At 57.2% G+C, this 26,470-nt stretch carries 27 protein-coding genes and 1 other RNA gene; 13 read left to right on the top strand and 15 right to left on the bottom strand.

The window, feature by feature from the left end:
* Positions 1-102 precede the first annotated feature (102 nt).
* The 3 genes from ACR0LF_RS03040 (at position 103) to ACR0LF_RS03030 (ending at position 6,509) form a co-directional block, all read left to right on the top strand.
* A complete protein-coding gene (locus tag ACR0LF_RS03040) occupies positions 103-1,785 on the top strand; it encodes a sensor histidine kinase (RefSeq protein ID WP_480576167.1) in 1,683 nt (560 codons plus the stop codon).
* A 12-nt stretch (positions 1,786-1,797) separates the two neighbouring features.
* Positions 1,798-3,132: a sigma-54-dependent transcriptional regulator gene (locus tag ACR0LF_RS03035; RefSeq protein WP_050603452.1), complete on the top strand. Its 1,335-nt coding sequence runs from the start codon at positions 1,798-1,800 to the stop codon at positions 3,130-3,132.
* A gap of 512 nt (positions 3,133-3,644) precedes the next feature.
* Positions 3,645-6,509 (top strand): Rne/Rng family ribonuclease, encoded by a 2,865-nt coding sequence (locus tag ACR0LF_RS03030; RefSeq protein ID WP_480574767.1) that lies wholly within the window; start codon positions 3,645-3,647, stop codon positions 6,507-6,509.
* Between the two features lie 49 nt (positions 6,510-6,558).
* Here the strand turns inward: ACR0LF_RS03030 and ACR0LF_RS03025 are convergent, their stop codons facing one another.
* Entirely contained in the window at positions 6,559-6,792 is a 234-nt protein-coding gene (locus ACR0LF_RS03025) for a sulfurtransferase TusA family protein (protein WP_480574764.1), read from the bottom strand.
* 106 nt (positions 6,793-6,898) lie between these two features.
* Here ACR0LF_RS03025 and ACR0LF_RS03020 point away from each other — a divergent pair, with 106 nt between their 5' ends.
* The 4 genes from ACR0LF_RS03020 to ACR0LF_RS03005 all read left to right on the top strand — a co-directional run bounded on the left by ACR0LF_RS03020 (position 6,899) and on the right by ACR0LF_RS03005 (position 11,217).
* The gene (locus ACR0LF_RS03020) at positions 6,899-7,651 is read left to right on the top strand and encodes a cytochrome c biogenesis CcdA family protein (protein ID WP_480574761.1); all 753 of its coding nucleotides are present in this window, start codon (positions 6,899-6,901) and stop codon (positions 7,649-7,651) included.
* Between the two features lie 62 nt (positions 7,652-7,713).
* Positions 7,714-8,916, top strand: coding sequence for a hypothetical protein (locus tag ACR0LF_RS03015; protein ID WP_480574758.1), 1,203 nt, complete (start codon positions 7,714-7,716; stop codon positions 8,914-8,916).
* Complete coding sequence (locus ACR0LF_RS03010; RefSeq protein WP_480574755.1) at positions 8,913-10,262, top strand: cytochrome P450; 1,350 nt, start codon at positions 8,913-8,915, stop codon at positions 10,260-10,262. The genes ACR0LF_RS03015 and ACR0LF_RS03010 overlap by 4 nt, the downstream gene beginning before the upstream one ends.
* Positions 10,263-10,335: 73 nt before the next feature.
* The gene (locus tag ACR0LF_RS03005) at positions 10,336-11,217 is read left to right on the top strand and encodes a fructose bisphosphate aldolase (protein ID WP_480574752.1); all 882 of its coding nucleotides are present in this window, start codon (positions 10,336-10,338) and stop codon (positions 11,215-11,217) included.
* Positions 11,218-11,221: 4 nt separating this feature from the next.
* Here ACR0LF_RS03005 and ACR0LF_RS03000 read toward each other — a convergent pair whose 3' ends face one another.
* Genes ACR0LF_RS03000 through fumC form a run of 4 tightly spaced genes read right to left on the bottom strand, consistent with a single transcriptional unit; the run spans position 11,222 to position 13,671 of the window.
* Positions 11,222-11,824 carry a DNA-3-methyladenine glycosylase I gene (locus tag ACR0LF_RS03000; protein ID WP_480574749.1) on the bottom strand — a complete coding sequence of 201 codons (603 nt, stop codon included), beginning with the start codon at positions 11,822-11,824 and terminating at the stop codon, positions 11,222-11,224.
* Between the two features lie 58 nt (positions 11,825-11,882).
* Positions 11,883-12,104, bottom strand: coding sequence for a ribbon-helix-helix domain-containing protein (locus tag ACR0LF_RS02995; protein ID WP_480574746.1), 222 nt, complete (start codon positions 12,102-12,104; stop codon positions 11,883-11,885).
* Positions 12,101-12,277, bottom strand: a complete 177-nt coding sequence (locus tag ACR0LF_RS02990) for a DUF4169 family protein (protein ID WP_480574743.1) — start codon at positions 12,275-12,277, stop codon at positions 12,101-12,103. The genes ACR0LF_RS02995 and ACR0LF_RS02990 overlap by 4 nt, the downstream gene beginning before the upstream one ends.
* Entirely contained in the window at positions 12,277-13,671 is a 1,395-nt protein-coding gene (gene fumC, locus ACR0LF_RS02985) for a class II fumarate hydratase (protein WP_480574740.1), read from the bottom strand. The genes ACR0LF_RS02990 and fumC overlap by 1 nt, the downstream gene beginning before the upstream one ends.
* Before the next feature lie 205 nt (positions 13,672-13,876).
* On the opposite strand from fumC, the gene ACR0LF_RS02980 reads away from it, so the two are divergent.
* On the top strand, positions 13,877-14,440 hold the full coding sequence (locus tag ACR0LF_RS02980; protein WP_480574737.1) for a hypothetical protein: 564 nt from the start codon (positions 13,877-13,879) through the stop codon (positions 14,438-14,440).
* A 27-nt stretch (positions 14,441-14,467) separates the two neighbouring features.
* Here ACR0LF_RS02980 and ACR0LF_RS02975 read toward each other — a convergent pair whose 3' ends face one another.
* The 10 genes from ACR0LF_RS02975 to ACR0LF_RS02930 form a co-directional block, all read right to left on the bottom strand.
* Positions 14,468-14,926: an SspB family protein gene (locus ACR0LF_RS02975; protein WP_480574734.1), complete on the bottom strand. Its 459-nt coding sequence runs from the start codon at positions 14,924-14,926 to the stop codon at positions 14,468-14,470.
* 76 nt (positions 14,927-15,002) lie between these two features.
* Positions 15,003-16,256 (bottom strand): chromate efflux transporter, encoded by a 1,254-nt coding sequence (chrA, locus tag ACR0LF_RS02970; protein ID WP_480574731.1) that lies wholly within the window; start codon positions 16,254-16,256, stop codon positions 15,003-15,005.
* A complete protein-coding gene (locus ACR0LF_RS02965) occupies positions 16,256-17,068 on the bottom strand; it encodes a chromate resistance protein ChrB domain-containing protein (protein ID WP_480574727.1) in 813 nt (270 codons plus the stop codon). Before ACR0LF_RS02965 ends, chrA begins: the two co-directional genes overlap by 1 nt.
* 125 nt (positions 17,069-17,193) lie before the next feature.
* Positions 17,194-17,625 (bottom strand): ester cyclase, encoded by a 432-nt coding sequence (locus ACR0LF_RS02960; protein ID WP_480574725.1) that lies wholly within the window; start codon positions 17,623-17,625, stop codon positions 17,194-17,196.
* Positions 17,626-17,725: 100 nt separating this feature from the next.
* Positions 17,726-18,073: a transfer-messenger RNA gene (gene ssrA, locus ACR0LF_RS02955) on the bottom strand.
* Positions 18,074-18,109: 36 nt separating this feature from the next.
* Entirely contained in the window at positions 18,110-18,472 is a 363-nt protein-coding gene (locus ACR0LF_RS02950) for a DUF4345 family protein (protein WP_480574722.1), read from the bottom strand.
* Positions 18,473-18,487: 15 nt separating this feature from the next.
* Complete coding sequence (locus ACR0LF_RS02945; RefSeq protein WP_480574719.1) at positions 18,488-19,138, bottom strand: TenA family protein; 651 nt, start codon at positions 19,136-19,138, stop codon at positions 18,488-18,490.
* Positions 19,139-19,197: 59 nt separating this feature from the next.
* Complete coding sequence (locus ACR0LF_RS02940) at positions 19,198-19,851, bottom strand: hypothetical protein (RefSeq protein ID WP_480574716.1); 654 nt, start codon at positions 19,849-19,851, stop codon at positions 19,198-19,200.
* 13 nt (positions 19,852-19,864) lie between these two features.
* Positions 19,865-21,265 (bottom strand): selenium-binding protein SBP56-related protein, encoded by a 1,401-nt coding sequence (locus ACR0LF_RS02935; protein ID WP_480574713.1) that lies wholly within the window; start codon positions 21,263-21,265, stop codon positions 19,865-19,867.
* 117 nt (positions 21,266-21,382) lie between these two features.
* Positions 21,383-22,114 (bottom strand): FadR/GntR family transcriptional regulator, encoded by a 732-nt coding sequence (locus tag ACR0LF_RS02930; protein ID WP_480574710.1) that lies wholly within the window; start codon positions 22,112-22,114, stop codon positions 21,383-21,385.
* Positions 22,115-22,230: 116 nt separating this feature from the next.
* Between ACR0LF_RS02930 and ACR0LF_RS02925 the strand changes: the two genes are divergently transcribed.
* From ACR0LF_RS02925 to acuI, 5 genes are all read left to right on the top strand, one after another.
* Positions 22,231-22,995, top strand: a complete 765-nt coding sequence (locus ACR0LF_RS02925) for a DUF2182 domain-containing protein (protein WP_480576164.1) — start codon at positions 22,231-22,233, stop codon at positions 22,993-22,995.
* Between the two features lie 4 nt (positions 22,996-22,999).
* Complete coding sequence (locus ACR0LF_RS02920; protein WP_480574707.1) at positions 23,000-23,704, top strand: DUF1326 domain-containing protein; 705 nt, start codon at positions 23,000-23,002, stop codon at positions 23,702-23,704.
* The gene (locus ACR0LF_RS02915) at positions 23,704-24,231 is read left to right on the top strand and encodes a DinB family protein (protein ID WP_480574704.1); all 528 of its coding nucleotides are present in this window, start codon (positions 23,704-23,706) and stop codon (positions 24,229-24,231) included. The genes ACR0LF_RS02920 and ACR0LF_RS02915 overlap by 1 nt, the downstream gene beginning before the upstream one ends.
* On the top strand, positions 24,232-25,335 hold the full coding sequence (locus ACR0LF_RS02910) for a dimethylsulfoniopropionate demethylase (RefSeq protein WP_480574701.1): 1,104 nt from the start codon (positions 24,232-24,234) through the stop codon (positions 25,333-25,335).
* 102 nt (positions 25,336-25,437) lie between these two features.
* Positions 25,438-26,433, top strand: coding sequence for an acryloyl-CoA reductase (gene acuI, locus ACR0LF_RS02905; RefSeq protein ID WP_480574698.1), 996 nt, complete (start codon positions 25,438-25,440; stop codon positions 26,431-26,433).
* The last annotated feature ends 37 nt before the right edge of the window (positions 26,434-26,470 follow it).

Below are 26,470 nucleotides of genomic sequence, written 5' to 3'. Positions count from 1 at the left end.
CTGACCATGAACTCCGACGTACGATCAGGCTGGTCCAATCTGCTGAAACCGTTTCGCGGCGCCCCATTGGGGTGGCGGCTACGGTTGGCTGTTCTTGTTCTGATGTTGGCAACGATTGCAACGGTTTGGATCACCAACCGGTTGCTGACAGACAGGTTCACCGAATCTACACGCAACCGGGCCGAACTGCGCCTTGCGCTGTATTCCGGCAACTTGCTGAGCGAACTGCGCCGCAACTCGATTGTGCCGCAATTGCTGGCACGGGACCCGACGCTGATATCGGCGTTGCAATCCAGCGACTACTCTCTGTCAACGCAGCGGTTGATTTCTTTCGTCGAGGAAATCGGCGCTGCGTCGCTGATGTTGTTGGATCGCGATGGGCGAACGGTTGCGGCGACTGATCGGAATAAACTGGGCGAGCCGCACAGGAATACGGCGTATTTCGTGGATGCGATCCGTTCAAATGCGACGATCTTTTCCGTCATTCCCAAGGAATCCGGCGGATATAGCTTTGTGTATTCCCGACGGCTCGAAAACAGTGCGGAAATTCTGGGCGTTATCGTCGTAGAAGTTGATCTGCAAAAGTTCGAACAGGCCTGGGCCGGTATTTCGGATGCGGTCATGGTCGCGGACAGCACCGGCACGATCATTCTGTCCACTGAACCCAGATGGCGGGGGCTGGATGAGGGCTCGGCCTTGCTGCGCCAACCACCGCAAGGGGCAATTCAGCGCGCCATTCGCGCAACGACCGATTGGACGGCGTTGCCACCGGATGCGTATCTACAGGGTGAGGCCGTGATGCGCCTGCAATCGCGTATTCCTTTCCGCGGTTGGCAAATGACGTCTTTCACCACCTACGCCTCAATCCGGGAAAAGGTGAACAGCGTTCTTGCATTGGAAATCATGGGCTTTGCGATTCTCTTGGCGCTGACGTTCTACGCGCTGAGCCGCCGTGCCACGTTGCGCATGGCCCTGTTTCAGCGCGAGTCGGCAGAGCTTCGCGCATTGAACGCAAGGCTACAGCGGGAAATCGCTGAACGCGAACGGGTTGAAAAGACGTTGGATTTGGCTGAACAGACGCTTGCCCAAAGCTCGAAACTGGCCGCTTTGGGCGAGATGTCGGCAGCGGTCAGTCACGAGCTGAATCAACCGCTGGCTGCAATGAAAACCTATCTGGCCGGAGCCCGTCTGCTGTTGCGCCGGAACCGGCCCGAAGAGGCGCTTGCCAGCTTTGGCCGCATCGATGGTCTGATCGAAAGGATGGGGGCGATCACGCGGCAGCTCAAGTCTTATGCCCGCAAGGGGGCGGATGCGTTTTCACCAGTAAATCTTGGCGAAGCGCTGGCTTCGGCCCTGTCGATGATGGAACCGCAGCTGCGGCAGCGGCATGTGAAAATCACTCAGATCCTGCCCGAAGAACCGGTAATGGTGATGGGGGATCGGATGCGGATCGAGCAGGTTATGGTAAACCTCTTGAGAAACGCGCTGGACGCCACCAAATCAGTAGTAGAGCCAGATGTGGAAATCATCCTGGCGGCGGGTGACATGGCGGTCCTGACCGTTCGCGACAACGGGCACGGAATCAAGGATATCGAGAACTTGTTCGAACCGTTCTACACCACCAAACAACCCGGCGACGGGGTCGGGCTGGGGCTTGCCATCTCGTCGGGGATCGTGAACGACCATGGGGGGCGGCTGACTGCACGCAACGGCCAATACGGTGGCGCGGTGTTTGAAATGCAGTTGCCAGCACTGGGAAGCGGCGGTCTTGAGGCCGCGGAATAACGAGGAATTACTATGGCACAGGCCATGAAAATTGCCATTGTGGATGACGAACAGGACATGCGCCAGTCGATCAGCCAATGGCTAGCTTTGTCCGGATATGACACGGAAACCTTTGCCAGCGCGGAAGATGCGCTCAAGGTTCTGGGGCCGGATTATCCGGGGATCGTGATTTCGGACATCAAGATGCCGGGGATGGACGGTATCCAGCTTTTGAAAAAGCTGATGGGGGCCGACAGCACCTTGCCGGTCATCATGATCACCGGGCACGGCGATGTACCGATGGCGGTTGAGGCGATGCGCGTCGGTGCGTTTGACTTCCTTGAAAAGCCGTTCAACCCGGACCGCATGTCGGAACTGGCCAAACGCGCCAGCAACGCACGCCGTTTGACCCTGGATAACCGGGCGCTGCGGCGAGAGCTGTCCGGTGGCACGCAGATCATGAACAAGCTGATCGGTGCCAGCCCGGTCATGGAGCGGTTGCGTGAAGATATTCTGGACCTCGGTCAGGCCGACGGTCATGTGCTGATCGATGGAGAGACCGGGACGGGCAAAACACTGGTTGCACACGCGCTGCACGCGGTAGGCAGCCGTGCGGGCAAGAAATTTGTCCTGGTGTCTTGCGCTGCGCTTGAGGAAGACGCGCTGGCCAAGCGGTTGTTTGGTCCGATGATGCCTGAGGACGCGCAATTGCCCGCCATCGAAGAGGCCCGCGGCGGGACGCTGGTGCTGGAAGATGTCGAGGCACTGAGCGACACGTTGCAAGCCAAGCTGCTGAGCGTGATGAACGAACAGGGCACCCCGGCAGAAACGCGGATCGTTGCGATCTCGAACCTGCAAGAGGCGGGCAAGACGTCTGAAGACGTGTTGCGCCCGGATCTGTTCTATCGCCTGGCCGCCCTGCGCATCACCATGCCGCCGCTGCGTCAGCGAGGAGAGGACATCCTGACCCTGTTCACCCGTCTCAGCGAGCAATTTGCCGAAGAATACGGTTGCGATGCGCCGCAAGTTAGCGCGCAGGAGGCTGCGCAGCTGTTGCAAGCCCCGTGGCCGGGCAACGTGCGCCAGTTGATCAACATTGCGGAACGCGCGGTGCTGCAGTCGCGCCGTGGGTCCGGCACAATTGCGTCGTTGTTGATGTCGGATCACGAAGAGATGCAGCCGGTAATGACGACCGAGGGCAAGCCGCTTAAGGAATATGTCGAGGCGTTCGAGCGTATGCTGATCGACAACACGATGCGGCGTCACAAGGGTTCGATTGCGTCTGTGATGGACGAACTGTGCCTGCCGCGCCGGACGTTGAACGAGAAAATGGCTAAATACGGGTTGCAACGGTCCGATTACTTGTAAGGGAAGGGGGGCCAGCCCCCCTCTCGGCCCTTTGGGCCAATTCACCCCCCGAGGTATTTTTGAACAGAAGAAGCGGGTGAGCGTGGCGTCTGAAACGGCGGCGATGCAGTTTGCCCATTGTCTTTTCCACAGGGTTGCTTTTATTGTGTCCGGACGGGCCGGGCGAATTTGACGCCCACAAGTCCCGAATCTTTGAGTTTCGCTGCTGATCCGTTGGTGAGGATCAACCCCTCGCGGTTCAGCAGACCGATTGTGCCCCGACAGGGGCAGTGGAGTACCTGAGCCCAGGACCCTTGGGCGAAAGGAATAAATGGGCGGGCAGCGTTCAGACGCGCCTGTCGGAGAAGAACCGCGATGACGCGCGCGCAACGATTGAGAGAACGGGCAGGGGGCCACAGCGCCAGACCCTGCCGCGCGCCGTCCGATATCGCCCTGACAAGACACCTCCCCAAAAGCGCCTGTCCGCCTGGACAGGTCAGGACAACGCGTTTGGCGCGGTGCATCAAGGACACATGGCTAAGAAAATGCTTATCGATGCCACCCACGCGGAGGAAACCCGCGTCGTGGTGGTCGACGGAAACAAGGTCGAGGAGTTCGATTTTGAATCCGAAAACAAACGCCAGCTTGCTGGCAACATCTATCTTGCAAAAGTAACACGGGTTGAGCCGTCACTGCAGGCGGCGTTTGTCGACTACGGTGGGAACCGGCATGGGTTCCTGGCGTTTTCGGAAATTCATCCGGACTATTACCAGATCCCCGTCGCCGACCGTGAGGCGCTGATGGAGGAAGAGCGCGCCTATGCCGAGGCTATGAAGGCGCGCGATGAGGCGGAAGAGGCCAAGCCGAAAAAGCGCCGTTCCCGGTCTCGGTCAAAGGCAGCCGACGTGAAATCGGACGATCCGGTTGAAACCATGGAGGTTTCGACTGAACCGACCGGTATGGAAACCATCGATCTGGACGAAGGCGAAGAGGCAGATGTGGAGGTGCCAGAAGGGACCTCGCCCATGGAAATCGTCGCTGAAACTCCGGTAGAGGAGCCGGAGAACAGCGAAGCGCCTGAGGGTGAAGAGACATCTGAATCAGCCCCGGAAGAAGCGGCGTCTGACGCTGCTGACGATGCCAGCGAAGAACCGGTTGAGGCACCGGAAGACAACGCTGAAGATCAAGCCGGAGAGGCTGCGGAAGCCGTAGAAGAAACGGAGTCTTCAACCGCGGCTGAGCAATCTGAGGCGGACGCTCCAGAAGAAGCTGCGGATGTTTCAGAGGACGAACAGGACGCTGATGACGACGGCGACGACGACCAGAATGCCGATGCCGCCTCGAAAGACGCATCGATTGAATCGGTGGCTGACGAGGATGACAGCGAAGACATTCGTCCGCCTCGCAAACCGCGCCCGCGTCGCTACAAGATCCAGGAAGTTATCAAGGTTCGTCAGGTCCTGCTGGTGCAGGTTGTCAAGGAAGAGCGCGGCAACAAGGGCGCCGCGCTGACAACCTATCTGTCGCTGGCGGGTCGGTATTGCGTTCTGATGCCCAACACCGCGCGTGGCGGCGGCATCAGCCGCAAGATCACCAATGCAGCGGACCGCAAGAAACTGAAAGAGATCGCCTCGGAAATTGATGTGCCCACCGGGGCGGGTTTGATCATTCGAACTGCAGGTGCCAAGCGCACCAAGTCTGAGATCAAGCGCGACTATGAATACCTTCAGCGTTTGTGGGAACAGATCCGCGCGCTGACTCTGGAATCCATCGCACCTGCTAAGATCTATGAGGAAGGCGACCTGATCAAACGGTCGATCCGAGATCTTTATAACCGTGATATCGACGAAGTTCTGGTTGAGGGCGAAGGCGGGTACCGCATCGCCAAGGACTTCATGAAGATGATCATGCCGTCCCACGCCAAGAACGTGAAACGGTATGAAGACGCGCTGCCGCTGTTCGCGCGCTATCAGGTGGAAAGCTATCTGGCGGGGATGTTCAATCCCACCGTACAGCTGAAATCCGGTGGCTATATCGTGATTGGCGTGACCGAAGCGCTTGTGGCGATCGACGTGAACTCGGGTCGGGCGACCAAGGAAGGCTCGATCGAGGAAACTGCGCTGAAGACCAACCTGGAAGCTGCTGAAGAAGTGGCGCGCCAATTGCGTCTGCGCGACCTCGCGGGTCTGATTGTCATCGATTTCATCGATATGGACGAGCGTAAGAACAACGCCGCTGTTGAAAAGCGTCTGAAAGACAAGCTGAAAACCGACCGCGCCCGCATTCAGGTGGGCCGTATTTCGGGCTTTGGTTTGCTGGAGATGAGCCGTCAGCGTTTGCGTCCCGGCATGATCGAGGCCACGACACAGCCGTGCCCGGCCTGTCACGGGACCGGTCTGATCCGTTCGGACGACAATATGGCATTGTCGATCCTGCGCCAGATCGAAGAAGAAGGCACCCGCCGCCGGTCGCGCGAGGTCCTGGTGCGCTGCCCGGTCAGCATTGCTAACTTCCTGATGAACCAGAAGCGCGAGCACATTGCGCAGATCGAGTCGCGATATGGCCTGTCCGTGCGGATCGAAGGCGATATCCATTTGGTCAGCCCCGATTTCTCGATGGAGAAGTTCAAGACCGCCAGCCGGATCGTTCCCGAAGCCACAGCGCCTGTCGTGTCCGTTGATGCGTCGCTGATGGATCTGGTGGATTCTTCGGACGAGGAAGAGGTCGAAGAGGAAATCGCTCAGACCGAAGAAGATACAAAGCCCAAGCGCAAACGCCGCCGCCGTCGCCGCAAGAAGGGCTCGGGCAATGGTGACGCGCAGGAGCAGGGCGCGGATGAAGGTGATACACCCGCGCAGGACGACAGTGCAGACGACACTTCTGACGCAGAAGGTGCAGCCGAAACTCCGGATGCCGAGGCTTCGGAGGAAGAAAAACCAGCCAAGCCTAAACGCAAGCGCGCACCGCGTCGTCGGAAAAAAGACGTTGTTGCAGAAGAGACTGCGGATCAATCTGAAACTACGTCGACAGACGCCGAAACCGTGACGGATGTACAGGCGGCTGAAGAAACTGCAGAAAGCACCGTGGTTGAAGCGACAGAGGTTGTCGTGGAGCAAGTTGAGGTGGTCGCTGAGACTGTCGAAGTTGCGCCAGAGACGGTGGATAGCGATCAGCCTGTAGACGGCGCGGATGATGCGCAAGCTGTTGAAGAAGCCGTTGTCGCGGAAGAGCCTTCAGCCGAAGCTGAGGAAGAACCCGAAGTACAAGACGCGGTCGAACCCGTCGTGGATGCGCCAGCGGAAGAAACGCCCGAACCGGTGCTTGAGACAGTGGCGGAAGAGCCCGAACCTGCGCCCGCCAAGCCTAAAAGGCGCGGCTGGTGGTCGCTGGGAAGCTAAACGAAAGGCGGGCTGATTGGCCCGCCTTTTTCGTTTCGCCCGACGTAAGTCAGCTGGCTTTCTGGATCAGATAAACCTGATGGGTGCCGTCCAACTCTTGAGACAACAGCTTGTGCCCCGCCTCAGTGCAAAAATGTGGAACATCGATGATCGCCGCGGGATCATCGGCCAGCACACGCAGGACAGCGCCCTGCGGCATGGACTTTAGTCGTTTGCGGGCTTTCAGGACAGGCAGGGGGCATAACAGGCCCAGTGCGTCCAGTGTTTCGGTAACGTCTGACATGGATTTCGGGATAGGTCCAAGTTGTAAATTTGTCCAGATTACGCCCACGAGGATGTGACCGTTTGGCCCCGTGACGTATCGTCCTTGATCACATATGTGCAGAAGTATGTTCGGAATAGAGATCATAGACGCAGGGCTGTTGCCCGCCATGTTTGTTGCCCTGCTGGGTGGCTTGATCAGCTTTCTGTCGCCCTGCGTACTGCCTATCGTGCCGCCTTATCTGGCGTATATGAGCGGCGTGACCATTCATGAGATGCAGGATCAAGCACGCGCGCGGCGAAAGGCAACCATGTCGGCCCTGTTCTTTGTCATGGGCCTGTCGACCGTCTTTCTTTTGCTTGGTTTCACAGCATCCGCCTTTGGCGCGTTTGTGCTGCAAAATCAGGTTCTTTTCGCAAAACTGTCCGGCGCAGTGGTCATCGTGTTTGGTTTGCACTTCCTGAATGTCATCCGTATTCCGTTTCTGGATCGCGAAGCGCGGATTGAAACAGGGGATTCTGGTGGTTCGGTCTTTGGAGCTTACATTCTGGGACTGGCCTTTGCTTTCGGATGGACTCCTTGCATTGGACCTCAACTGGGCGCGATCCTGTCGTTGGCGGCAAACGAAGCCTCAGTTGCGCGTGGTACGCTGTTGTTGGGTGTTTATGCTGCAGGTCTGGGTATTCCGTTTCTTCTGGCGGCGATGTTCTTGAACCGCTCGATGACCGTGATGAACCGGATCAAACCGTATATGGGCACGATCGAAAAAGTCATGGGTGCTCTGTTGCTGTTCGTCGGTATCATGCTGATCACCGGTCTTTTCACCCGATTCAGTTGGTGGTTGCTTGAAACTTTTCCTGCACTGGCGAATTTCGGTTGATCACCTGACCCTCTTACCATGACCTCAAGCCTGCGTTAACCTGCGCGGCAGAAGGTAAGAGTATGAGCAGTCACAAAAATCAGCCGCAGGTGCGCAAACGCCGGGTATTCTATATCCCCGGCTACGACCCGAGACCGCCCCGGCGGTATCGTGAGCTGTATCGCTCAGAGTCACAGGAACAGGCCAGGACCTCAGGGTATGAGTTGGTTTTATCGCCAAAAACGACGAAAGGGCGTTTTGGGTGGGGCGTGACGTCGGTGCAAGATGGTTTGACCGTAGAAACTGAATTCGAGGTTCTGGGGTGGTCCGATATCGTGCGCGACAGCATGTCGGCTTCGATCCCCGCGACCTATCTGCATTTGGCGCGCACGGCGTGGATTTACTTATCAACCGGAACGTTGTGGCGTTTGATGCGGTTGCGCAAGGGACCAGTGATAGCGGCGCTGTACCCTGTGGGGATGCTGGTGTTCCAGTTCCTGGTTGCACTTGCTGCTGCGTGGGCATGCGTCGCGTTGGCCGGTTGGTGGGGGCTGATACCGGGCGTGGCCGTTGCGGTTGCACTGATGCTGTGGTTCCGCAAGATCGATAATCGCCTGTTCGCCTACTACTTGATGCATGACTATGCCTATTCGGCGCAGTTGAAGGGAGAAACACCGGCCAAGCTGCAGGACAGGCTGGCATCGTTTAGAGAAACGATCGAAACTGCGCTAATGTCCGATGTGGATGAGGTGCTGGTCGTGGGCCACAGTTCGGGCGCGCATCTGGGCGTGTCTGTTCTGGCCGAATTGATCCGAAATCAGAGCATGTCCGAGCGTGGGGCGGTCTTGTCCTTCCTCAGTCTGGGGCAAGTCGTGCCGATGGTCTCCTTTCTGCCCGAGGCACATGACCTGAGGTCCGATTTGCACTTCCTGTCCGCATGTTCCGAAGTCACCTGGGTGGACGTCTCTGCCCCCGGCGATGGTTGCTCGTTCGCTCTATGCGATCCGGTGGCTGTTACTGGCGTGGCGGGGTCTGACAAACGCTGGCCCCTGGTCCTGTCAGCGGCCTTTACACAAACCCTATCACCCGCGCGGTGGAAAGCTATGCGTTGGAGGTTCTTCCGGCTGCACTTTCAATACCTTTGCGCCTTCGATAAACCGGACAGCTATGACTATTTTCGGATAACCGCTGGTCCTTTGACGCTGAAAGAACGGTTCAAGGATCGAGCGGCGTCGCGCAGCCGGATTGAGGTGCCTGTGTCCAAATACACGTCGGTAAGCGCATGATCCCACCCAAGCCAGAACCGCGCCCTGACAAGGTTTCACTGCTGCGCTATCTGAAACTGTTCCGTCAGGACCTGTTGTCGGCGCAACCTGCGCGACTCTACTGTGCGTGGATGGCTGAATTCAAAACCCCGTTCTTCCGGTCGTTCATGATCAATCAACCGGATCTGATCCAAACCGTCCTGAAGAACCGCCCTGACGATTTTCCGAAATCCGGAAGGATCAGCGAAGGCTTGCGCCCACTGCTCGGAAATTCCGTGTTTCTGACCAATGGTGAGACGTGGAAGCGTCAGCGGCGGATCATTGATCCGGCCTTCGAGGGCGGGCGGTTGAAAGACACGTTTCCCGCCATGCTTGCCGCAGCCGAGGCGTGTGTGGAGCGGTTGCAACCCCATGTCGGTGAGCAGATTGAGTGCGAAGAGCAAACTAGCTTTGCGGCGGCGGATGTCATATTTCGCACCCTGTTTTCCGTGCCGATCGACCACGCCATAGCCAGTCAGGTGTTTGACAAGTTTCGCACCTATCAGCGCGAGCAGCCTTTGCTGAACCTTGCCGCCTTTGTTCCACTGCCAAAATGGGTGCCCCGGTTTCATTCCAAGGCGACCAGACAAAACGCGCGGGACATTCGGGAGCTTATCGCCGAACTGACCAGAGCGCGCGCTGCAGCGATCAAAGCCGGAACGGCACCTGACGATCTGGCGACCAAGATCATGACCACAGCCGATCCCGAAACCGGCCAGTTTTTCGACCCCGAAGAAATGGTTGATCAGGTCGCGATCTTTTTTCTTGCAGGCCACGAAACCAGCGCGTCCGCTTTGGCTTGGACGCTGTATCTGATGGCGCTTTATCCTGAGTGGCAACAGAAGGTCGCTGATGAAGCGGCTGCGCTGGATGACCGCTCGTTTGCTTCGGTTTCAAAACTCAGGATCAGCCGGGATGTGTTTCGCGAGGCATTGCGCCTTTATCCTCCGGTGCCAATGATGGTCCGCGAGGCCACGTGCCCGGAACGGTTCCGAAACAGGGACGTGCCAGTCGGCGCGCAAATCGTGATCAGCCCGTGGCACTTGCACCGTCAAGAACGGCTCTGGGACAACCCGGACGACTTCGACCCAACGCGTTGGAACACTGATAACGGCAAGCGCTGCCAACGCGAGGCTTATATCCCGTTCTCTGCAGGGCCGCGCGTTTGTACCGGGGCCGGTTTTGCAATGGTCGAAGGGCCGCTGATTCTGTCGATGCTATTGCGGCATTTCCGGTTCGAAACAATCCCGGGGAAAACACCCGTTCCGGTCGCACATCTGACCGTTCGGTCCAAAGATGGTATCTGGCTACGGCTTTTTGCGCGCTAACAACCTACCATCGCCGCACGCCCTGTTGTATGCGGGGGAAGACATCGGAATCATCATTGAACGGGAAAACATTATGGCCAAGGCAGAACAGCGCGCGCAGATGATCAACGGCGCAGGCTTTATCGCAGCACTGGATCAAAGCGGCGGATCAACCCCGAAGGCACTGGCGCTGTACGGCGTTGAGGCATCGGACTACTCTTCTGACGCAGAGATGTTTGGTGAAATCCAGAAAATGCGCGCCCGCATCATTTTGGCCGACGATTTTACCAAGGACAAAGTGATTGGTGCGATCCTGTTCGAACGTACCCTCGGTGAAGAAATCGATGGCCGCAAGGTCGCTGATTACCTTTGGTCTGTGAAAGGTATCGTGCCTTTCCTGAAGATCGACAAAGGTTTGGAAGATCAGGCCAATGGCGTTCAGATGATGAAACCGATCCCGGGCCTGGCCGAGACTTTGGCCAAGGCAAATGGTGTATTCGGCACCAAAGAACGCTCGGTCATTCACGAAGCCAATGCCGAAGGCATTGCGGCCGTGGTTGCCCAACAGTTCGACGTTGCCCGTGTTGTCACCGATGCCGGTATGGTTCCGATTGTTGAGCCCGAAGTGAACATCAACTCGGAAACCAAGGCCGAAGCGGAAGATATCCTGAAAGCTGAAATCCTGAAGAACCTCGATCAACTGGCCGAGGGACAAGAGGTGATGCTGAAGCTGACGATCCCGACGAACGCAAACCTGTATGACGCGCTGGCCGATCATCCGCGGGTGTTGCGTGTTGTGGCGCTGTCGGGCGGTTATTCGACCGAAGAAGCCTGCGATCTGCTGGGTCAGAACGGCAAGATGATCGCCTCGTTCTCGCGTGCATTGACAGAAGGTCTGTCAAAACAGCAGTCGGACGCCGAATTCAACGCGGCCCTGGGTGGCAACATCGACAAGATTTTCAAAGCCTCCGTCTGACCTTTCAGACAGGTTTTGTGAAAGAGCGGCGCATCTGTGCCGCTTTTTTTCTGCCAATACAGCCCTCGGCGTGGTCATTGACCAGCCCCATGGCTTGCATGAACGCAAAGACGGTCGTGGGGCCAACAAACTTCCATCCCCGTTTCTTGAGATCTTTCGACATCGCCACCGACTCTGGCGATGTAGACGCCGTTTGCGGGGGCGGTGGCATATCAGCCTCGTAGCGCCAGACATAGGCCGCCAAAGATCCTTCAGCCGCCACCAATTCCTGCGCGCGACGTGCGTTGTTGATCACCGCTTCGATTTTGCCGCGGTGACGGATGATCCCTGCATTCTGCAAAAGGCGCTCTACATCTGCTTCAGATAACTCAGCCATCTTGTTGAAATCAAATCCACAAAACGCCTCTCGAAAGTTCTCGCGCTTGTTTAGGATTGTTCGCCAGCTGAGACCTGACTGAAAGCTCTCGAGGCACAGTTTTTCAAAAAGTCGCTGGTCATCCGCGACCGGATAACCCCATTCATTGTCATGATACTCAAAGAACTCCGGGGCGGCCTGACACCAGGCGCATCTTTGTTGCCCATCGGGTCCCGTAATGGTGTTGCTCATGAATGTACCTCTTTTGTTCCACTTTAGGCTACACTCGGGGTTCGGGGACTGACAAGGCTTAATCCCGGTCGCGATACCAGTTCAACACAAAGACGCGTATCGCCGATGCAAGGCCGGTTTCAGGGTCGCGTGCCACATCAATTTCTGCGGCCAAGGTGTTGATTGGTTTATCTTGTTCCCGAGCGATGTCGCGAAAGGCCCGCCAGAACTCATCCTCAAGGGACACCGACGTTCGATGCCCTTTAAGGGTCAGGGAACGTTTGACGGGACGACCGCTCATTCGTCCAGCTCATGATTGTCGAGGTCGCGTTTTTGCTTTTCCTGTTGAAGTTCTACAACTTCTTTTTCGGCTTTGGTTCGTCCAAAGGCGACAGCATTCTGGTCTGCGCGGGCCTTCTTTTCAGCCCGCGCTTTTTCTTTTCGATACCGGTTCAGATTGACCGGTTTACCCATCAGTCTTTCGGGCCGATCATTTGTTCAGGGCGGACGACAGCGTCAAAAGTCGCTTCATCCACAAAACCCAGCGCGATGGCTTCTTCCTTGAGGGTGGTGCCGTTCTTATGGGCGGTTTTCGCAACAGTGGTCGCGTTGTCATAACCAATGGTCGGGGCCAGTGCTGTCACCAGCATCAGCGATTCCTTCATCAGCTTGTCGATGCGCGGCTCGTTCGCCTGAATGCCCAACAACATCCGTTCAGTAAAGCTGTCGGTTGCATCGCCCAACAGCTGGATCGACTGCAACAGGTTGTAAGACATCATCGGGTTGTAAACGTTCAGCTGGAAGTGACCCTGCGAGCCCGCAAACTTGATCGCGGCATCATTACCCATGACGTGGGCGGCCACTTGTGTCAGCGCCTCAGCCTGCGTCGGATTCACCTTGCCCGGCATGATCGACGAGCCCGGCTCGTTTTCGGGCAGGATCAACTCGCCCAGACCCGAACGGGGGCCAGAGCCCAACAGGCGAATGTCGTTGGCGATCTTGTAGCAAGAACCGGCGATGGTCGCCAAAGCGCCCGACAGGAACACCATGGCGTCATGCGCTGCCAATGCTTCGAATTTGTTCGGAGCCGTAACGAAGGGCAGGCCGGTGATTTCGGCCATATTGGCGGCAACTGCTTCGTCCCATCCACCATGGGTGTTCAGGCCGGTGCCAACGGCAGTACCGCCCTGTGCCAGCTCATAAATTCCGGGCATTGCGGCTTTGATCCTGGCGATGCCCTGACGGATCTGATGGGCGTATGCCCCGAATTCTTGCTCAAGCGTCAATGGTGTCGCGTCTTGCGTATGGGTGCGCCCGATCTTGATGATACCGGCGAATTCAGCCGCCTTTTTCTCAAGCGCTTCAGCAAACTTGGTCAGGCCGGGCAGCAGCACGTCACGCACGCTGACGGCGGTGGCGATGTGCATCGCAGTGGGGAAAGTATCGTTCGATGATTGCCCCATGTTGCAGTGATCGTTTGGATGCACCGGATCTTTCGAACCGATTACGCCACCCATTATCTCGATCGCGCGGTTCGCGATGACTTCGTTCGAGTTCATGTTCGACTGGGTACCCGATCCGGTCTGCCAGACGACCAGAGGAAAGTTGTCGTCGAATTTGCCCTCGATCACCTCACCAGCGGCCTGAATTATTGCGTCGGCGATCTTGGCGTCCAGCTTACCGATCGCCTTGTTCTCCATCGCACAGGCCTTTTTGATCACGCCCAGCGCACGCACGATGGCGACGGGCTGCTTTTCCCAGCCGATAGGGAAGTTAATGATCGAACGCTGTGTCTGCGCTCCCCAATACTTGTCGGCAGGAACCTCGAGCGGGCCAAAGCTGTCGGATTCGGTGCGGGTCTGAGACATTTGTCACTCCGTCTGGTATGCAATCGTATGCCGTTTAGCCGCAGCAAAGCTGTAACGCAATCGGCCAGTTGCGCGCACCTTAGACATAAGGGCGTCAAAGGTATAGGCACAGGGTGCGTCACTTTAATTGATATTGGAAGGGAATGCGCCATTGTGCGCGGACGCCTCTCAGCTACAATGGAAAGGCAGCGTCCTGGAGGGTAAAATGCCAAATTTCCATCGCCTTACGCTTGAAAAAGCCGCCGCGATTCTAGCGGTTTGCGCAGTTTGGCTCTCGGTTCTGAGTTTTGAGGCCCGCGCAGAGGACATAACCCCATTTGTAGGTGACTATATCGGATCCGCGGAAGTTGTGGATGCAGACGGCACCGCGACACCTCGGGACATGAGCGTTTCAATTTTCGAGACCAAAAACGGCTTTAACGTCAGTTGGCGGACAACGACCTACAAGCTGGATGGGCGGGTAAAGGAACAGCAGTTCTCGATTGATTTTGTGCCCTCAGACCGCCCGGATGTGTTCTCGGCAGCGATGAAGCGCAATGTTTTCGGTCACGAAGTTCCCCTGGACCCCATGAAGGGCGAGCCGTTCGTGTGGGGCCGCATCGTTGGCGACACGCTGACCGTATTTTCGCTGTTTATTGATGAGGACGGTGGTTACGAGTTGCAGCAATTCGACCGGACATTGGCCGAAGGCGGTCTGAACCTTTCCTTTTCACGGTTTATCGACGGACAAAAATCAAGGTCGGTCGAGACTTTTTTGATGAAAAAGTAAACCCCGCGCCAGGCGGGGTTCTGAAGGTTACTTTCGGAAACTATCCAACGACACCACATCGGCGTCGGTATGAACCTCTTCCTCCTCGACTTCGATCGAATCCTCGGAGAGTTGATCTTCGTCCAACTCATCTTCGGGGCTTTCGAAACGCAGGCCGAATTCCACGGACGGATCAACAAAGGTCTTGATCGCGGAATAGGGGATGTACAGCGGTTCCGGCGCATCTCCGAAATTCAGAGTGATGGCAAAGCCAACTTCTCCGACCTCAAGATTCTCGAACCAGTGTTGCATGACGATGGTCATTTCTTCGGGATAGCGTTCGCGCAGCCAGTCCGCGATTTCCACACCGTCTTCCCGCGTGTCGAAGGTGATGAAAAAGTGGTGCGCCCCGGGTAAGCCGGTTTCAGAAACATCCGTCAGCACGGTTTTGATCAACCCGCGCATGGCGGTGTGCATCAGGTTTCCATAGTCGATGCCTTGCGACATGTGTGATCCTCAAAAGTGGTTATTTTCAGCATAGGGGTTTTGTTCGGAAACGAAAGGGCGGGTATCGCCGGATTGATCAGATATTGTGCGCGGCCAGCCCGGCAACGGACATCAGAACCAACACCGTGCCCATTCCTAATTTCAGTCGAAAAATCAAGGCCCCAGCCAGAATAGTTAGACCCAAGGCGACAAAATCCAACTCAGAAATCTGAGGAGCGGGGATTGCCAAAGGACCCCATGATTTTTCAGGGACCGATTCGAAAAGAACATTCAGGGCGAACCACACGGAAAGGTTGAGAATCACTCCGACGACGGCTGCAGTGATGCCATGCAGCGCTGCGGAAAGGCGAGGACGCGAGGCCAGACGGTCAAGATAAGGAGCCGCCAGAAAGATCCACAAGAAGCAGGGCACAAAGGTCGCCCAAAGCGCAACCGCGCCTGCGGCCAGCGCCAAAGTGAACCCGCCGGTCAGCTGTCCGGTCAGCATGGCAACGAATTGTGTGACAAGGATCAGCGGGCCCGGTGTCGTTTCCGCCAGGCCCAACCCGTCGATCATCTGACCTGTGCTGATCCAATGATACTGGTCCACAACCGTTTGGGTCATATAAGCCAGTACAGCGTAAGCACCGCCAAAAGTCACAACAGCGAGCCGGGCAAAGAACCACCCCAGATCGCTCAGCAACTGATGGCCGCTGAGGCTCAAGGCGGTGAGTGGACCAAGCCATAACGGCAACCAGATTGCGATTGTGCGCAGAGAGCGCGCCAAGTGTGAAGTGGTGTCTGGCACGGGCGCCTCGGCGGGTCCTTTGAACGTGACATAGCCCCAGAATGCAGCGACGAAAATGATCAGCGGGAAGGGGAGGTTCAGAAGGAAAATGGCGAGGAAGGACAAAACTGCGACGATCCGATGCTCAGCATCCGTCAATGCTTTGCGTGAAAGATTACGCAGCGCCTGCAAGACGATGACGATGACGGTTGCCTTGATGCCGGTGAACGCCGATTGCACCAGTGGGACATCGCCAAACGCCGAATAGAGAGCAACCAGAATCGCGATCACCAGTGCGCCGGGCAGAACAAACAGGCTGCCGGCGATCAGCCCGCCGGTCACACCGCGCAGACGCCAGCCAGCATAGGTTGCAAGCTGCATCGCCTCAGGTCCGGGCAGAAGCATGCACAGCGACAAGGCGCGCAGGTAGGTTTGTTCATCCAGCCATGGCCGACGTTCGACCAACTCCTGATGCATCAAGGATATCTGTGCAGCGGGACCGCCAAAGGACAAAAGGCCGATCCTGCCGAAGACCTGAAACAGTTCTTTGAGTGATGGCGTCATTAGGATCGACCCGTGGGCCAATCATGGCTTTCGTTAAATCCATCCCGCGCCCAGCGATACAGCGCGTCGTAAAGCCTCATCCCGGCCTCGAGGTTTTCGTGGTCATCGCGACACTGTCTTGAAAGTCCAACGGACACGGCCAGCAACCCCGCCGCTTCGGGGGCAAGCTCGTGCCGGTTCGTGTCCGCTGCACGTATTATTGTCGCCAACCGGTCAAGCGCGGGCGAGTGAAGTTCGAATTCATCCAACATTGTGTCAAACGTGCAGTTTTCGCCCCGATGGCTCCAGAATGTATTCTCGATATCGAACGGCGACGCCTTGAATGCGTCCGCAACGCTTTCGACTTCGCCGGGTGCCACAAACAGGAATTTGGCGCCGGGATCAACAAATCTACGTATCAGCCAGGGGCAGGCAATTCTGTCGATCTTGGGACGGTGCCGAGTGACCCAAAGCGTATGACCGTTGATCCGATCAGGAATACGTGCCACGGGCACGCGCAGCGCGTCGGCCATGTCGCGCCAGGCATACATTCCGCCTTCCAGAAACTCTGCCTGATTGCCTTCACTTCGCAACCAGGACACGACGCCTTGGCTCAACTTCTTGCCTTTTTGACAGATGATAACTGCCGGTCGGCCCGAGATCCTGTTTATCAATCCTTGAACATCCGTTGCCGGATGCCTGACCGATCCGGGTATCAGATACGGGTCTTCTGCAAAATCATCGTCCAGACAGATATCGAATAGAACAGGCGCGTTGGGTGTACCTATCAGGCGCAAGAGCTGCTTGGGAGCAATTGAGTTTGGCGATGCCATGGCATGTCTCCTTGTAACCGCGGATACATGCGAAACTTGGGCTGTCGCCTCACGGGGCGTTCGCAATGTTACCCCATGGCTCTTGCTAGCGTGTGAGGGCCATTGGGGTCAAGATTGCTTTGGGTTCAGGCCCAGTCCAGACGTTGCCCGGTCATGCAGACGGGCAGGGTATCTGTGGGAAACTGTCCCAGTTCCTCAAAGAACGAGACGAAATCGAAGTGGTTGTAAGCCTCGACCATCTTGTTGCCTTTGAATCGAGCCATCACCTGACCGGTCACTTCCAAGGGCGCTCCATTATCGGCGCGGGACGTGTGCACATGCAGGATGGCCGAGACCCAGTCGCCGTTTTCGATGATCTTGGGTAACTCAACCTTGATGTCGCCGAGGATATGACGGAATGCGGTGACCAGATCGCGGAAATCGTCGGCACCGACCTGCATTTCCGGAATCAGCCCTTCGGCCATTGTTTCAGGCGCAAAGAACTGATCGATCGCCTCGGTGTTTCCGTTTTCCCAAACCTCTGAATACCATGTTCTGAGTATCTCTGAATTTGTCATCCCAGCTCTCCTGTCCAATTGAAGGCACGTTGGCAAAAAGGAGTGAACAAACTCTGAATCACGCAGAATCTTACGAATAAATTCAGACATGTTGGGGATTAATGCAGGTTTCTGTTGCCAGGTACCTGCGAACCCCGCCTTACGCGGCTAGGCGCAAGGACTTAAGTTTCGGTCTTGTTACTGCTTACGCAGCAACTGCAACCGGAGCACGATTGTCGTTTGCAATTGTACTAGTTTCGCCGGTAACGGTGGCAGACAGCCGAGACAAAGCTAACCCCTTTAGACGTTCGTCGATCCTGTTTCGGCCCCAAAATCCTCAAACGAAGGATGGCTGGTGGAGCCGCCGGGTACCGCCCCCGGGTCCGATCCGCTTATTACGAGCGCGTTTATGTCCATAGTCCCGAAGGACACCCCATATATAGGTGAGGTGATGGGCGGATGCAAACTCAGATTGCGTCCCGATCAATCTAACGTTCCCAGTTGGTTAAGTTGCCTTGTTAAAGTTTGCGGCAATGAGCCAAACCGCCAGAACCAGTTCGATTCCCCCAAAAATCAGCGCCTTGGTCAAAGGGGGATTATCCAGTGCAATGGATACAAACCGGCCCAACGCTGCACCAGAATAGACAACCCCCAGCATGACATAGGCCATCGGATTGTTCAGCCAGATGACCGCAATGCCAGTTACAACGAACAGGCCTCCGACAGAGGCGCGCATTTCCGACAGTCCCATCGTGCTGTTGGTCGGGGCCAGATCAAGGGCCGACGCGGTATGGGCCGGGGCCAGAAACCCAAATGCGCCAAACCCGATGGTAAGCAACGCGGCAATCACGTTCAAAGTTGCGACCATACTGGCCCCCTTGGTTCAGGCCGCGTAGGCGGCGTCAAAGAAATCGCGTTCCAACTCGACGGCCCGATGGAACAACCGCGTGACCTCGGCCTGTTCCGAGGCGTTCAGCGTTGGCCAGACCTTGTCCAATTGGCCGCGCAGGTATTCGACCACGCCTTCGAACCCTTCGCCCGCATGTAGCGTGATCCATTCGGCAAACCAGAAAGGCAGGCCCTCTTTGGGCGGATTTTCCGGGCTGGCCCAGCTCAGATAGACCCATTCGGCCACAACCAGCACCGCCAGCATGTTCTGATAACAGCCAGAGGCCACAGCCTCAGCCATCAGGTCCTGAAACGCTTTTGTCGCGGGTGCGGGATCGGTGCTGGGATCTGTGCCCAAAGCCTTCATCGCGCGCAGGAAATAGGTGTTCTCGGGCCCGGTGATCACCGCCAGAAACTGAGCGGCTGGCACGCTGTCTGCGAGGGTCGGCGCATGAGCGATAGCACTGGCGAGAAGGCGCACAAACCCGTCCACGAACTGATAATCCTGCTGCAGGTACCAGCGCATCTTGTCCTCGGGCAGGGTGCCATCGGACAGTTCTCGGGTGAAGGCATGGGTCGTGGCGGCCTGCCAATCCTCGATTCTACCCTGACGAAGAATCTCTGTCGGGCGCATTTGGTCTTGCATTCGGAAGCTCCGTATTTGTCTTGCCGCAGACAAAGCGCGTTTCAAAACAAAGTACAAGGTCAGCCGAGCGCGGACCAAAGACCAAGACCGCCGACCAGTATGAGGCTCAGCGCCCAGATAAGTTCCAGGTTGAACCAACTGCGGGACAGGAATTGCAGGCCGAGCCAGCGATAGACGGCAAAGGCCAGCAACCCTCCGCCCAGTATCATGGCGGCCGTGTGCAGCGCGGCGACACCCAGAACGAGAAGGGTATTTGATGTCATGATCTGAGAGATCGCCTGATGCCCGGCGTCAAGTTCATCAACGGCGCATAGTCCCAGATAGATCGGCACCAGCATCAGGGCCGCCCCATGGGCCAGCGCCACTAGAAACGACCACAATGCCAATTTGCTTGGGGGAATACGCGACAGAAAGCGCGGATGGCGACGGGTGATTGCGATGAACAGACCCATTCCGATGACGATCAAGGCCGCCCCGATGCGGATTTCCTTTTGATAATCGACAAGAACCGCCATCAGTGCAAAAGGCAGAAGCACCCCCAGCATGGCTAGGAAATGCCCGCCTGCCAAAGCCGCCAACGCGCGCCAAAGGGCAGACTGACGTTGTTCCATAAGGGCCGACGATACCGCCAGCGGCCAGCCCATGCCGGGATTCAGACCGTGATAGGCGCCACTCAGAACAACGGCCAGCCAGAGGCCAGCCGTTGATGTCATCAAAGCGTCCAAGTCAGACCGACGGGTAGCAGAAGCTGTCGGTTGAACAGTCTCCGCCCTCCAGCCGGATCTGGTGGCTACGATAGCCGTCGGGGAAGGCGACCCAGAATTTCGGATCCAGCGTCAGTCCTCCGTTCTCGCCGACATCCGCCTTGACCATGGCCGCGCCGCCTTCGCCGGGATAGAACTGATCGTCCCATGTGGAATAGAGCGAATTGGTCCAGTAGACGCGTTTGCCGTCACGGCTGATTTCGACCATCTGCGGGCCATAGCCAAAGCTCTGACCGTTTGGATGCTTGGTTTTCTTAACAATCCCACCGATTTCAACCACGCCCGCCAGTTTGGGATTCATCGGGTCCGACACATCGTATTGGTGCATCTCACCCGTACCCCAGCACGAGACGTAAAGGTACTTGTCATCCAGGCTCAGGTCGATGTCGGTGACAAGAGGCGGCACCGCCGAAAACCCTTTGAGCAGGTCTGGAAGATCGTCCGGATCAGCAGGTTGCGGATCAATGGTGATGGTTTTCTTGGCCTCGAACGTGCCGTCATCATTGCGCCACCAGGTGAAGATCGCACCTTGCAGGTTGGTGGTGTCTACGACCACGCCGCAGAACCCGTATTGCTTGACCGGATCATGGGCAGGGCGGATTTCCAAAGCCATCTGGTGATTTTCCCCCAAGTCGATGGTCTGGATATTGGTGCGGTTGCGCAGGTTCCAAAAATGGATGCTGTGGCCGTATTTGTTCGACAGCAGGTCTTCGGCAACGATCCCGTTTTCGAATTGCGGGGGCAGGCCCCATTCGGAACTGACCAAGTAGTCGCGCGGCAGGTTCCACCAGAAATCATAGTGCTTGTCCTGCACTCCGCGCTCGATCTCATAGCGGCCGATAATGTCGAAGGTCTCGCAATCCATGATGAAGATACCCGGAGGACCATCAGTGCCGTCCACACCACCGCCACCAAGGGTGCTCACATAGATGCCCTCAGGCCCGCAATGGATCGTGTGTGGGCGAGAATATCCTGTTTTGGCAAAGACTTCTTCGGGTTCGATGATCTTGTGAATCTTCGCCTCAAGCGGATTCTTCACGTCGATGACGTAAATCCGGCTGGATCGGATTCCCGGAATGATCAGATAGCGCCGTTCCAGAAACGCGTGACCGCTGAGCGGCGACAGGGCTGAAGAACAGGCGTTCCAACCGAAATGGTGAAACTCGTCGCCTTTCTCGGGCATGATCACCTGATGAACAATTTTTCCGAAATCGTCCGAACTCGGATCGACATTCACAACCGCCAATCCGTCAGGCTGTGAAAAGTCAGGGCTGAGCATCAGCGTAAAGGCAAGCGTCTCAGCAGGGCCCTCCATCGCCAGTTTGGCAGATGGATAGAAACTGGGGTCTGGTCTTTGGTTCATAACGTCCTCCCGTAAGTCATTGATCTTCAATTCGTAATGAGAGTTCCGGTCTTGGCGCCGGATGACATTCTGCCTGCTCGTTTGCCCTTTGTCCTGATTGCGTTTCAGATGCGGCGCTTAGGCCGGTTTGCGTTTGCGCTCGACCACATCCTGAGCCAATTGTCGGGTATAGCGTTCCAGGTCGACAAGTGCGGCGTCTACGGTTTCCGCCCTATGCGCTTCAAGCGCGTCCGCTATTTTGGTGTGTAATGCGATGATCTCTTCTCGGGACCGCGCGGTGAACGTGATCATGTTCATCAACGGCTGCATCGCCTCAACTGCTCCGGCCAGTTGATACGACAAGACCGGATTTGCGGCGCCATCCACCAACGCACGATGGAACGTAACATCCGAGGCGCAAAACGCCTCATCCGTCAGGCCGGGTTGGGATTGGCGGTATATCTCGGCCCGCATGGTGGCCAATTGATCCGCTGTACGCCGTTGCGCGGACAAGGGCGCGCAGGCCCTTTCCAGAGCATAGCGCGCTTCGCAGGCGGTGTCGAAACTGACCGCATTCATCGACAGCAACAGGGTCGAGGTCGTGACCTGCTGGGAATAGGCGTCCTCGAAACTCAACCGGTTCACAAACGCGCCACCCGATGCGCCGCGTTGGGTTCGGATCAGGGATTGCGCCGCCAGCCGTTTCAGCGCCTCACGCACGGTTGGACGTGAGACTTGAAACTGTTCGGAAAGCTCGGCCTCAGAGGGCAGGCGGGCGTCCACAATCAACTCACCTGACACAATCGCATCCCGAATGGCTTGCGCAATCTGGGCGGAAAGGTCGACAGTTTTCCGAGGCGCGGCTTTCATGTTCAGATGACCCTGGGCAAAATTTTTATTTGTCTGACATTTAAAAGTCTGACATTTGAAAAGCAAGGGAGTTGAGTCGGGAGGCCGAAGTGAGTCGTACGTGGCTGCGAAGCGGAATGTGGCTGGGCTTTTATGTCCTGATCCTTTGGGCGTGGTGGGTCATGTTCTCGATGAGCCGGAACATGGACCTTGACCTGATTGGCCGCCCCGGACCCATGGGACAGGCGATGGCGGCCATGGACCCGCGCATGGATATGTACATGCCCATGGCCGAGTTCGGCCCGCTGTTTTGGATGTGGGCGATTATGATGGCAGCGATGATGCTGCCGACGCTTGTTCCGACCCTGCGCAGCTATGACGATCTGATCCGCAGCGCCAATGGCAGCCGTGCAGGTTGGCTGGGCGTTCTGGCAGGGTATTCCATCGTCTGGGTCGGGTTTGCGGCTCTGATCGCGGGTGTACAGCTGGTTTTGCTGTTCGGCGGCGTGGTCGATATGCTGGGCATTGCCAAGTCTGGCTGGCTGGCCGGTGGGTTGATGATCGCAGTGGGGGCCTTCCAGTTTTCCCGCGCGAAAGAGGTCTGCCACGGCGTCTGCCATGCCCCGATGACCTATTTCCTGGGTCATTGGAAGACAGGGTTCACAGGCGGTGTTCGCATGGGGCTGGGCCTTGGTGCATTTTGCGTCGGGTGCTGTTGGGGCTTCATGGCGCTTGGCTTTGTCGGCGGGGTCATGAGCCTGCTGTGGATGGGCCTCGCGACCCTTTTCATGGTTTTGGAGAAGCTCCCCCAGATCGGACATGCGGTGACCCGACCCATGGGGTTTGCATTGATTGCGGGCGGTTTGGTCCTGCTCGTCTATCCTATTAGCTACGGAGGTTAAGCCAATGGCAAAAAACAGAAAACCGGAAGCAGACCGGTTGCCTATCAGCCAGCGTATCGACAGCCGGATGCCCAATCCCAAACGGCGTGAGATGAGCCCGACGGAATGGGCCGTCAAAGGTGAGCTGATCCTGAACTGCTCGTGCGATGTGTTTTGCCCGTGCGTGGTGTCTTTGGGCGCGCATCCTCCGACCGAAGGCCATTGCCATGCCTGGATGGGAGTTATTATCGACGAAGGGCATTATGAGGGCGAAGACCTGTCGGGGCTGAACGTCGGGCTGCTGGTCGATATTCCGGGCCGGATGGGCGAAGGCCAGTGGAAAGTGGCGGCTTATGTCGACGAACGTGCAAGCGGCAAAGCGTATAATGGCTTGCTGCAAATCTTCAGCGGGCAGGCGGGCGGTACAACCGGACTGTTCACCATGCTTGTCAGCGAGATCATCGGTGCCGAGCGTGCTCCGGTTCAGATCGAACGCGACGGAAACAAGCGCCGCATCGTGATCGGTCGAAAAATTCAGGGCGAGATCGAGATGCTGGCAGGCAAAGACCCCGAACATCCGGTGATGGTTTCGAACTCGAAGTACTGGATGGGTCCGGACATCATCGTGGCACGCGGCACCAAATCGAAAGTGCGTGATTACGGCCGTGTTTGGGACTTTGGCGGCAAATCAGCCGAGATTTGTCCGATCGACTGGCACGGACCAAAGTGATGATCACCGGCGCCTATGCGCGTGAAATGGCGCGCTATAATCACTGGCAAAACAAACAGTTGGCAGAGTTTCTGCAAGCTCTATCTCATGAAGAACTTATCCTTGAACGCGGGGCATTCTTCGGCTCGATTTTGGGCACGGTAAACCATCTGCTGTGGGGCGATTGGATCTGGATGTCTCGCTTTGAAAAACGCGACGGACCAGAAAGCAACATTCACAAGGCAGGCGGTGGCATCCATGAAAGCGTGTACCTTTGCCCGGACCTGTCCTGTTGGTTGCCTTTGCGGGATAAGATCGACGCCCGCATCCTCCACTGGGCCGACAGTTTGGGGGATGATCCGTTGACGGGGTCGTTCACCTGGTACTCGGCCGCGAAAGAAGCCGATATCACCCTGCCTTACGCGCGTTGCGTGATTCACTTTTTTAACCATCAGACCCATCACCGGGGACAAGTGCACAAAATGCTGACCGAGGCGGGCTCGCAAGCGCCTGTTAGTGATCTTGTATTCATGCCAGAGGAGCTTTGAATGCCGCTGATTTCCCCCTCTCGCCGCCTGCGGCGGACACCGTTCTCTGAAGGGGTCGAAGCTGCCGGGGTCAAGGGATATACGGTTTATAACCGTATGTTATTGCCCACAGTTTTCGAAAGTGCCGAGGCCGATTACCGGCACTTGAAGACCCATGTGCAGGTATGGGACGTCGCGTGCGAGCGGCAGGTTGAACTGCGTGGGCCAGACGCCGCGCGCCTGATGCAAATGCTGACGCCCCGTGACCTGCGCGGGATGCTGCCGGGGCAATGTTTCTATGTGCCGATTGTGGATGAGACCGGCGGGATGCTGAACGACCCGGTTGCGGTGAAACTGTCCGAAGACCGCTGGTGGATATCGATTGCCGACAGTGATCTTTTGCTTTGGGTCAAGGGGATTGCCGTTGGTTATCGTCTGGATGTGCTGGTGGATGAACCGGATGTGTCTCCGCTTGCCGTTCAGGGTCCCAAGGCTAACGATCTTATGGCGCGCGTCTTTGGGGATCGGGTACGGGACATCCGTTTCTTCAAATTCGACATGTTCGAATTTGAAGGGCGGGATCTGGCCGTGGCGCGCTCGGGCTATTCCAAACAAGGCGGGTTCGAGATTTATGTGGAAGGCAGCGAAATCGGTATGCCTTTATGGAACGCGCTTTTTGCGGCGGGTGAGGACCTGCAGGTGCGCGCGGGATGTCCAAACCTGATCGAGCGGATCGAGGGTGGATTGCTGTCCTATGGCAATGACATGACCGACGATAACACCCCGCATGAATGTGGCTTGGGCAAGTTCTGCAATACGCATACCGCCATCGGCTGTATTGGCCGCGATGCGTTGTTACGGGTGGCGAAAGAGGGGCCCATTCAGCAAATCCGACCGATCGCGATTGCGGGTGATGCTGTTCCGGGCTGTGATCGGCCCTGGGGGCTTTACGCGGACGGAAAGTGGGTCGGGCAGGTGACCTCGGCCACCTGGTCGCCGGATTTCAATACAAACGTGGCTATTGGCATGGTTCGGTTGAGCCATTGGGACGCGGGAACGGAATTGGACGTGGAAACACCGGATGGGATGCGTCGGGCAACTGTGCAAGCGCATTTCTGGATTTAAAGGGGTATGGGGGCGCTGCCCCCGTCGCTGCGCGACTCCCCCGAGGTATTTGAGGCCAGGTGAAGGACTGGTCTGGACGCAGAAAAACGAAAGGAACTGAATATGTTCAATGCGCTGGTAATGGACAAGGACGAAGACAGCGGGCTGGCGAGCGCGTCGGTCAAACAGCTATCGCTGGACGATCTTCCGCAGGGCGAAGTTACCGTGGCGGTGGAGTACTCCACAGTGAACTACAAGGACGGATTGTGCCTGTCCCCCAAAGGGGGTGGGTTGGTGCGCGCCTATCCGCATGTTCCCGGCGTTGATTATGCCGGCACGGTCGAGGCCTCTTCGGATGATCGCTACAAACCGGGCGACAAGGTCGTTCTGACCGGATGGCGCGTGGGTGAGGCGCATTGGGGCGGCTATTCCCAGAAAGCCAACGCGCGGGCCGATTGGCTGGTGCCGCTGCCCGAAGGGCTGAATGCGCGTCAGGCCATGGCCGTGGGCACGGCAGGGTTTACCGCAATGTTGGCGGTTATGGCGCTGGAAGATCACGGGCTGACCCCGGATCGCGGTCCGGTCTTGGTAACCGGGGCTGCTGGTGGCGTTGGGTCGGTGGCCACGGCCATTTTGGGAAAGCTGGGATATGAGGTCGCTGCGGTGACGGGTCGGCCCGAAACTGGTGACTACCTGAAATCCCTTGGGGCGACGACAATTGTGCCGCGCGAAGAACTGAACGAGACCACCAAACGGCCACTGGAAAGCGAAGTCTGGGCTGGATGTGTGGACGCGGTGGGCGGAGATATGCTGGCGCGGGTTCTGGGGCAGATGAAGTATGGTTGCTCTGTCGCTGCAGTCGGTTTGGCCGGGGGTGCTGCCTTGCCTGCATCGGTGATTCCCTTCCTGCTGCGCGGTGTGAACCTGCTGGGCATCGACAGTGTGATGCAGCCTTACGACAACAGGGTTCGTGCGTGGAAGCGGATCGCCACGGACTTGCCGATGGACAAGCTGGAGGCAATGGTTCAACCCGCCTCTCTTTCCGATCTGCCACAGCTGGGTTCTGACATTCTGAAAGGGCAGGTCAAAGGCCGCGTCGTGGTGGACGTAAACGCCTGAGTCTGAACCAGCCTCTACGGCCTGGATGGATGTTTTC

The sequence above is a fragment of the Ruegeria sp. E8 genome (assembly GCF_056533985.1).
The sequence above is the reverse complement of the archived record's forward strand: the minus strand, read 5'-3'. Positions and strand labels throughout refer to the sequence as shown.

Bases quoted from the DNA above. Each gene is read 5' to 3' on its own strand.
- ACR0LF_RS03040 (WP_480576167.1), top strand. From the start codon at position 103: ATGTTGGCAACGATTGCAACGGTTTGGATCACCAACCGGTTGCTGACA.
- ACR0LF_RS03035 (WP_050603452.1), top strand. From the start codon at position 1,798: ATGGCACAGGCCATGAAAATTGCCATTGTGGATGACGAACAGGACATG.
- ACR0LF_RS03030 (WP_480574767.1), top strand. From the start codon at position 3,645: ATGGCTAAGAAAATGCTTATCGATGCCACCCACGCGGAGGAAACCCGC.
- ACR0LF_RS03025 (WP_480574764.1), bottom strand. From the start codon at position 6,792: ATGTCAGACGTTACCGAAACACTGGACGCACTGGGCCTGTTATGCCCC.
- ACR0LF_RS03020 (WP_480574761.1), top strand. From the start codon at position 6,899: ATGTTCGGAATAGAGATCATAGACGCAGGGCTGTTGCCCGCCATGTTT.
- ACR0LF_RS03015 (WP_480574758.1), top strand. From the start codon at position 7,714: ATGAGCAGTCACAAAAATCAGCCGCAGGTGCGCAAACGCCGGGTATTC.
- ACR0LF_RS03010 (WP_480574755.1), top strand. From the start codon at position 8,913: ATGATCCCACCCAAGCCAGAACCGCGCCCTGACAAGGTTTCACTGCTG.
- ACR0LF_RS03005 (WP_480574752.1), top strand. From the start codon at position 10,336: ATGGCCAAGGCAGAACAGCGCGCGCAGATGATCAACGGCGCAGGCTTT.
- ACR0LF_RS03000 (WP_480574749.1), bottom strand. From the start codon at position 11,824: ATGAGCAACACCATTACGGGACCCGATGGGCAACAAAGATGCGCCTGG.
- ACR0LF_RS02995 (WP_480574746.1), bottom strand. From the start codon at position 12,104: ATGAGCGGTCGTCCCGTCAAACGTTCCCTGACCCTTAAAGGGCATCGA.
- ACR0LF_RS02990 (WP_480574743.1), bottom strand. From the start codon at position 12,277: ATGGGTAAACCGGTCAATCTGAACCGGTATCGAAAAGAAAAAGCGCGG.
- fumC (WP_480574740.1), bottom strand. From the start codon at position 13,671: ATGTCTCAGACCCGCACCGAATCCGACAGCTTTGGCCCGCTCGAGGTT.
- ACR0LF_RS02980 (WP_480574737.1), top strand. From the start codon at position 13,877: ATGCCAAATTTCCATCGCCTTACGCTTGAAAAAGCCGCCGCGATTCTA.
- ACR0LF_RS02975 (WP_480574734.1), bottom strand. From the start codon at position 14,926: ATGTCGCAAGGCATCGACTATGGAAACCTGATGCACACCGCCATGCGC.
- chrA (WP_480574731.1), bottom strand. From the start codon at position 16,256: ATGACGCCATCACTCAAAGAACTGTTTCAGGTCTTCGGCAGGATCGGC.
- ACR0LF_RS02965 (WP_480574727.1), bottom strand. From the start codon at position 17,068: ATGGCATCGCCAAACTCAATTGCTCCCAAGCAGCTCTTGCGCCTGATA.
- ACR0LF_RS02960 (WP_480574725.1), bottom strand. From the start codon at position 17,625: ATGACAAATTCAGAGATACTCAGAACATGGTATTCAGAGGTTTGGGAA.
- ACR0LF_RS02950 (WP_480574722.1), bottom strand. From the start codon at position 18,472: ATGGTCGCAACTTTGAACGTGATTGCCGCGTTGCTTACCATCGGGTTT.
- ACR0LF_RS02945 (WP_480574719.1), bottom strand. From the start codon at position 19,138: ATGCAAGACCAAATGCGCCCGACAGAGATTCTTCGTCAGGGTAGAATC.
- ACR0LF_RS02940 (WP_480574716.1), bottom strand. From the start codon at position 19,851: ATGACATCAACGGCTGGCCTCTGGCTGGCCGTTGTTCTGAGTGGCGCC.
- ACR0LF_RS02935 (WP_480574713.1), bottom strand. From the start codon at position 21,265: ATGAACCAAAGACCAGACCCCAGTTTCTATCCATCTGCCAAACTGGCG.
- ACR0LF_RS02930 (WP_480574710.1), bottom strand. From the start codon at position 22,114: ATGAAAGCCGCGCCTCGGAAAACTGTCGACCTTTCCGCCCAGATTGCG.
- ACR0LF_RS02925 (WP_480576164.1), top strand. From the start codon at position 22,231: ATGTGGCTGGGCTTTTATGTCCTGATCCTTTGGGCGTGGTGGGTCATG.
- ACR0LF_RS02920 (WP_480574707.1), top strand. From the start codon at position 23,000: ATGGCAAAAAACAGAAAACCGGAAGCAGACCGGTTGCCTATCAGCCAG.
- ACR0LF_RS02915 (WP_480574704.1), top strand. From the start codon at position 23,704: ATGATCACCGGCGCCTATGCGCGTGAAATGGCGCGCTATAATCACTGG.
- ACR0LF_RS02910 (WP_480574701.1), top strand. From the start codon at position 24,232: ATGCCGCTGATTTCCCCCTCTCGCCGCCTGCGGCGGACACCGTTCTCT.
- acuI (WP_480574698.1), top strand. From the start codon at position 25,438: ATGTTCAATGCGCTGGTAATGGACAAGGACGAAGACAGCGGGCTGGCG.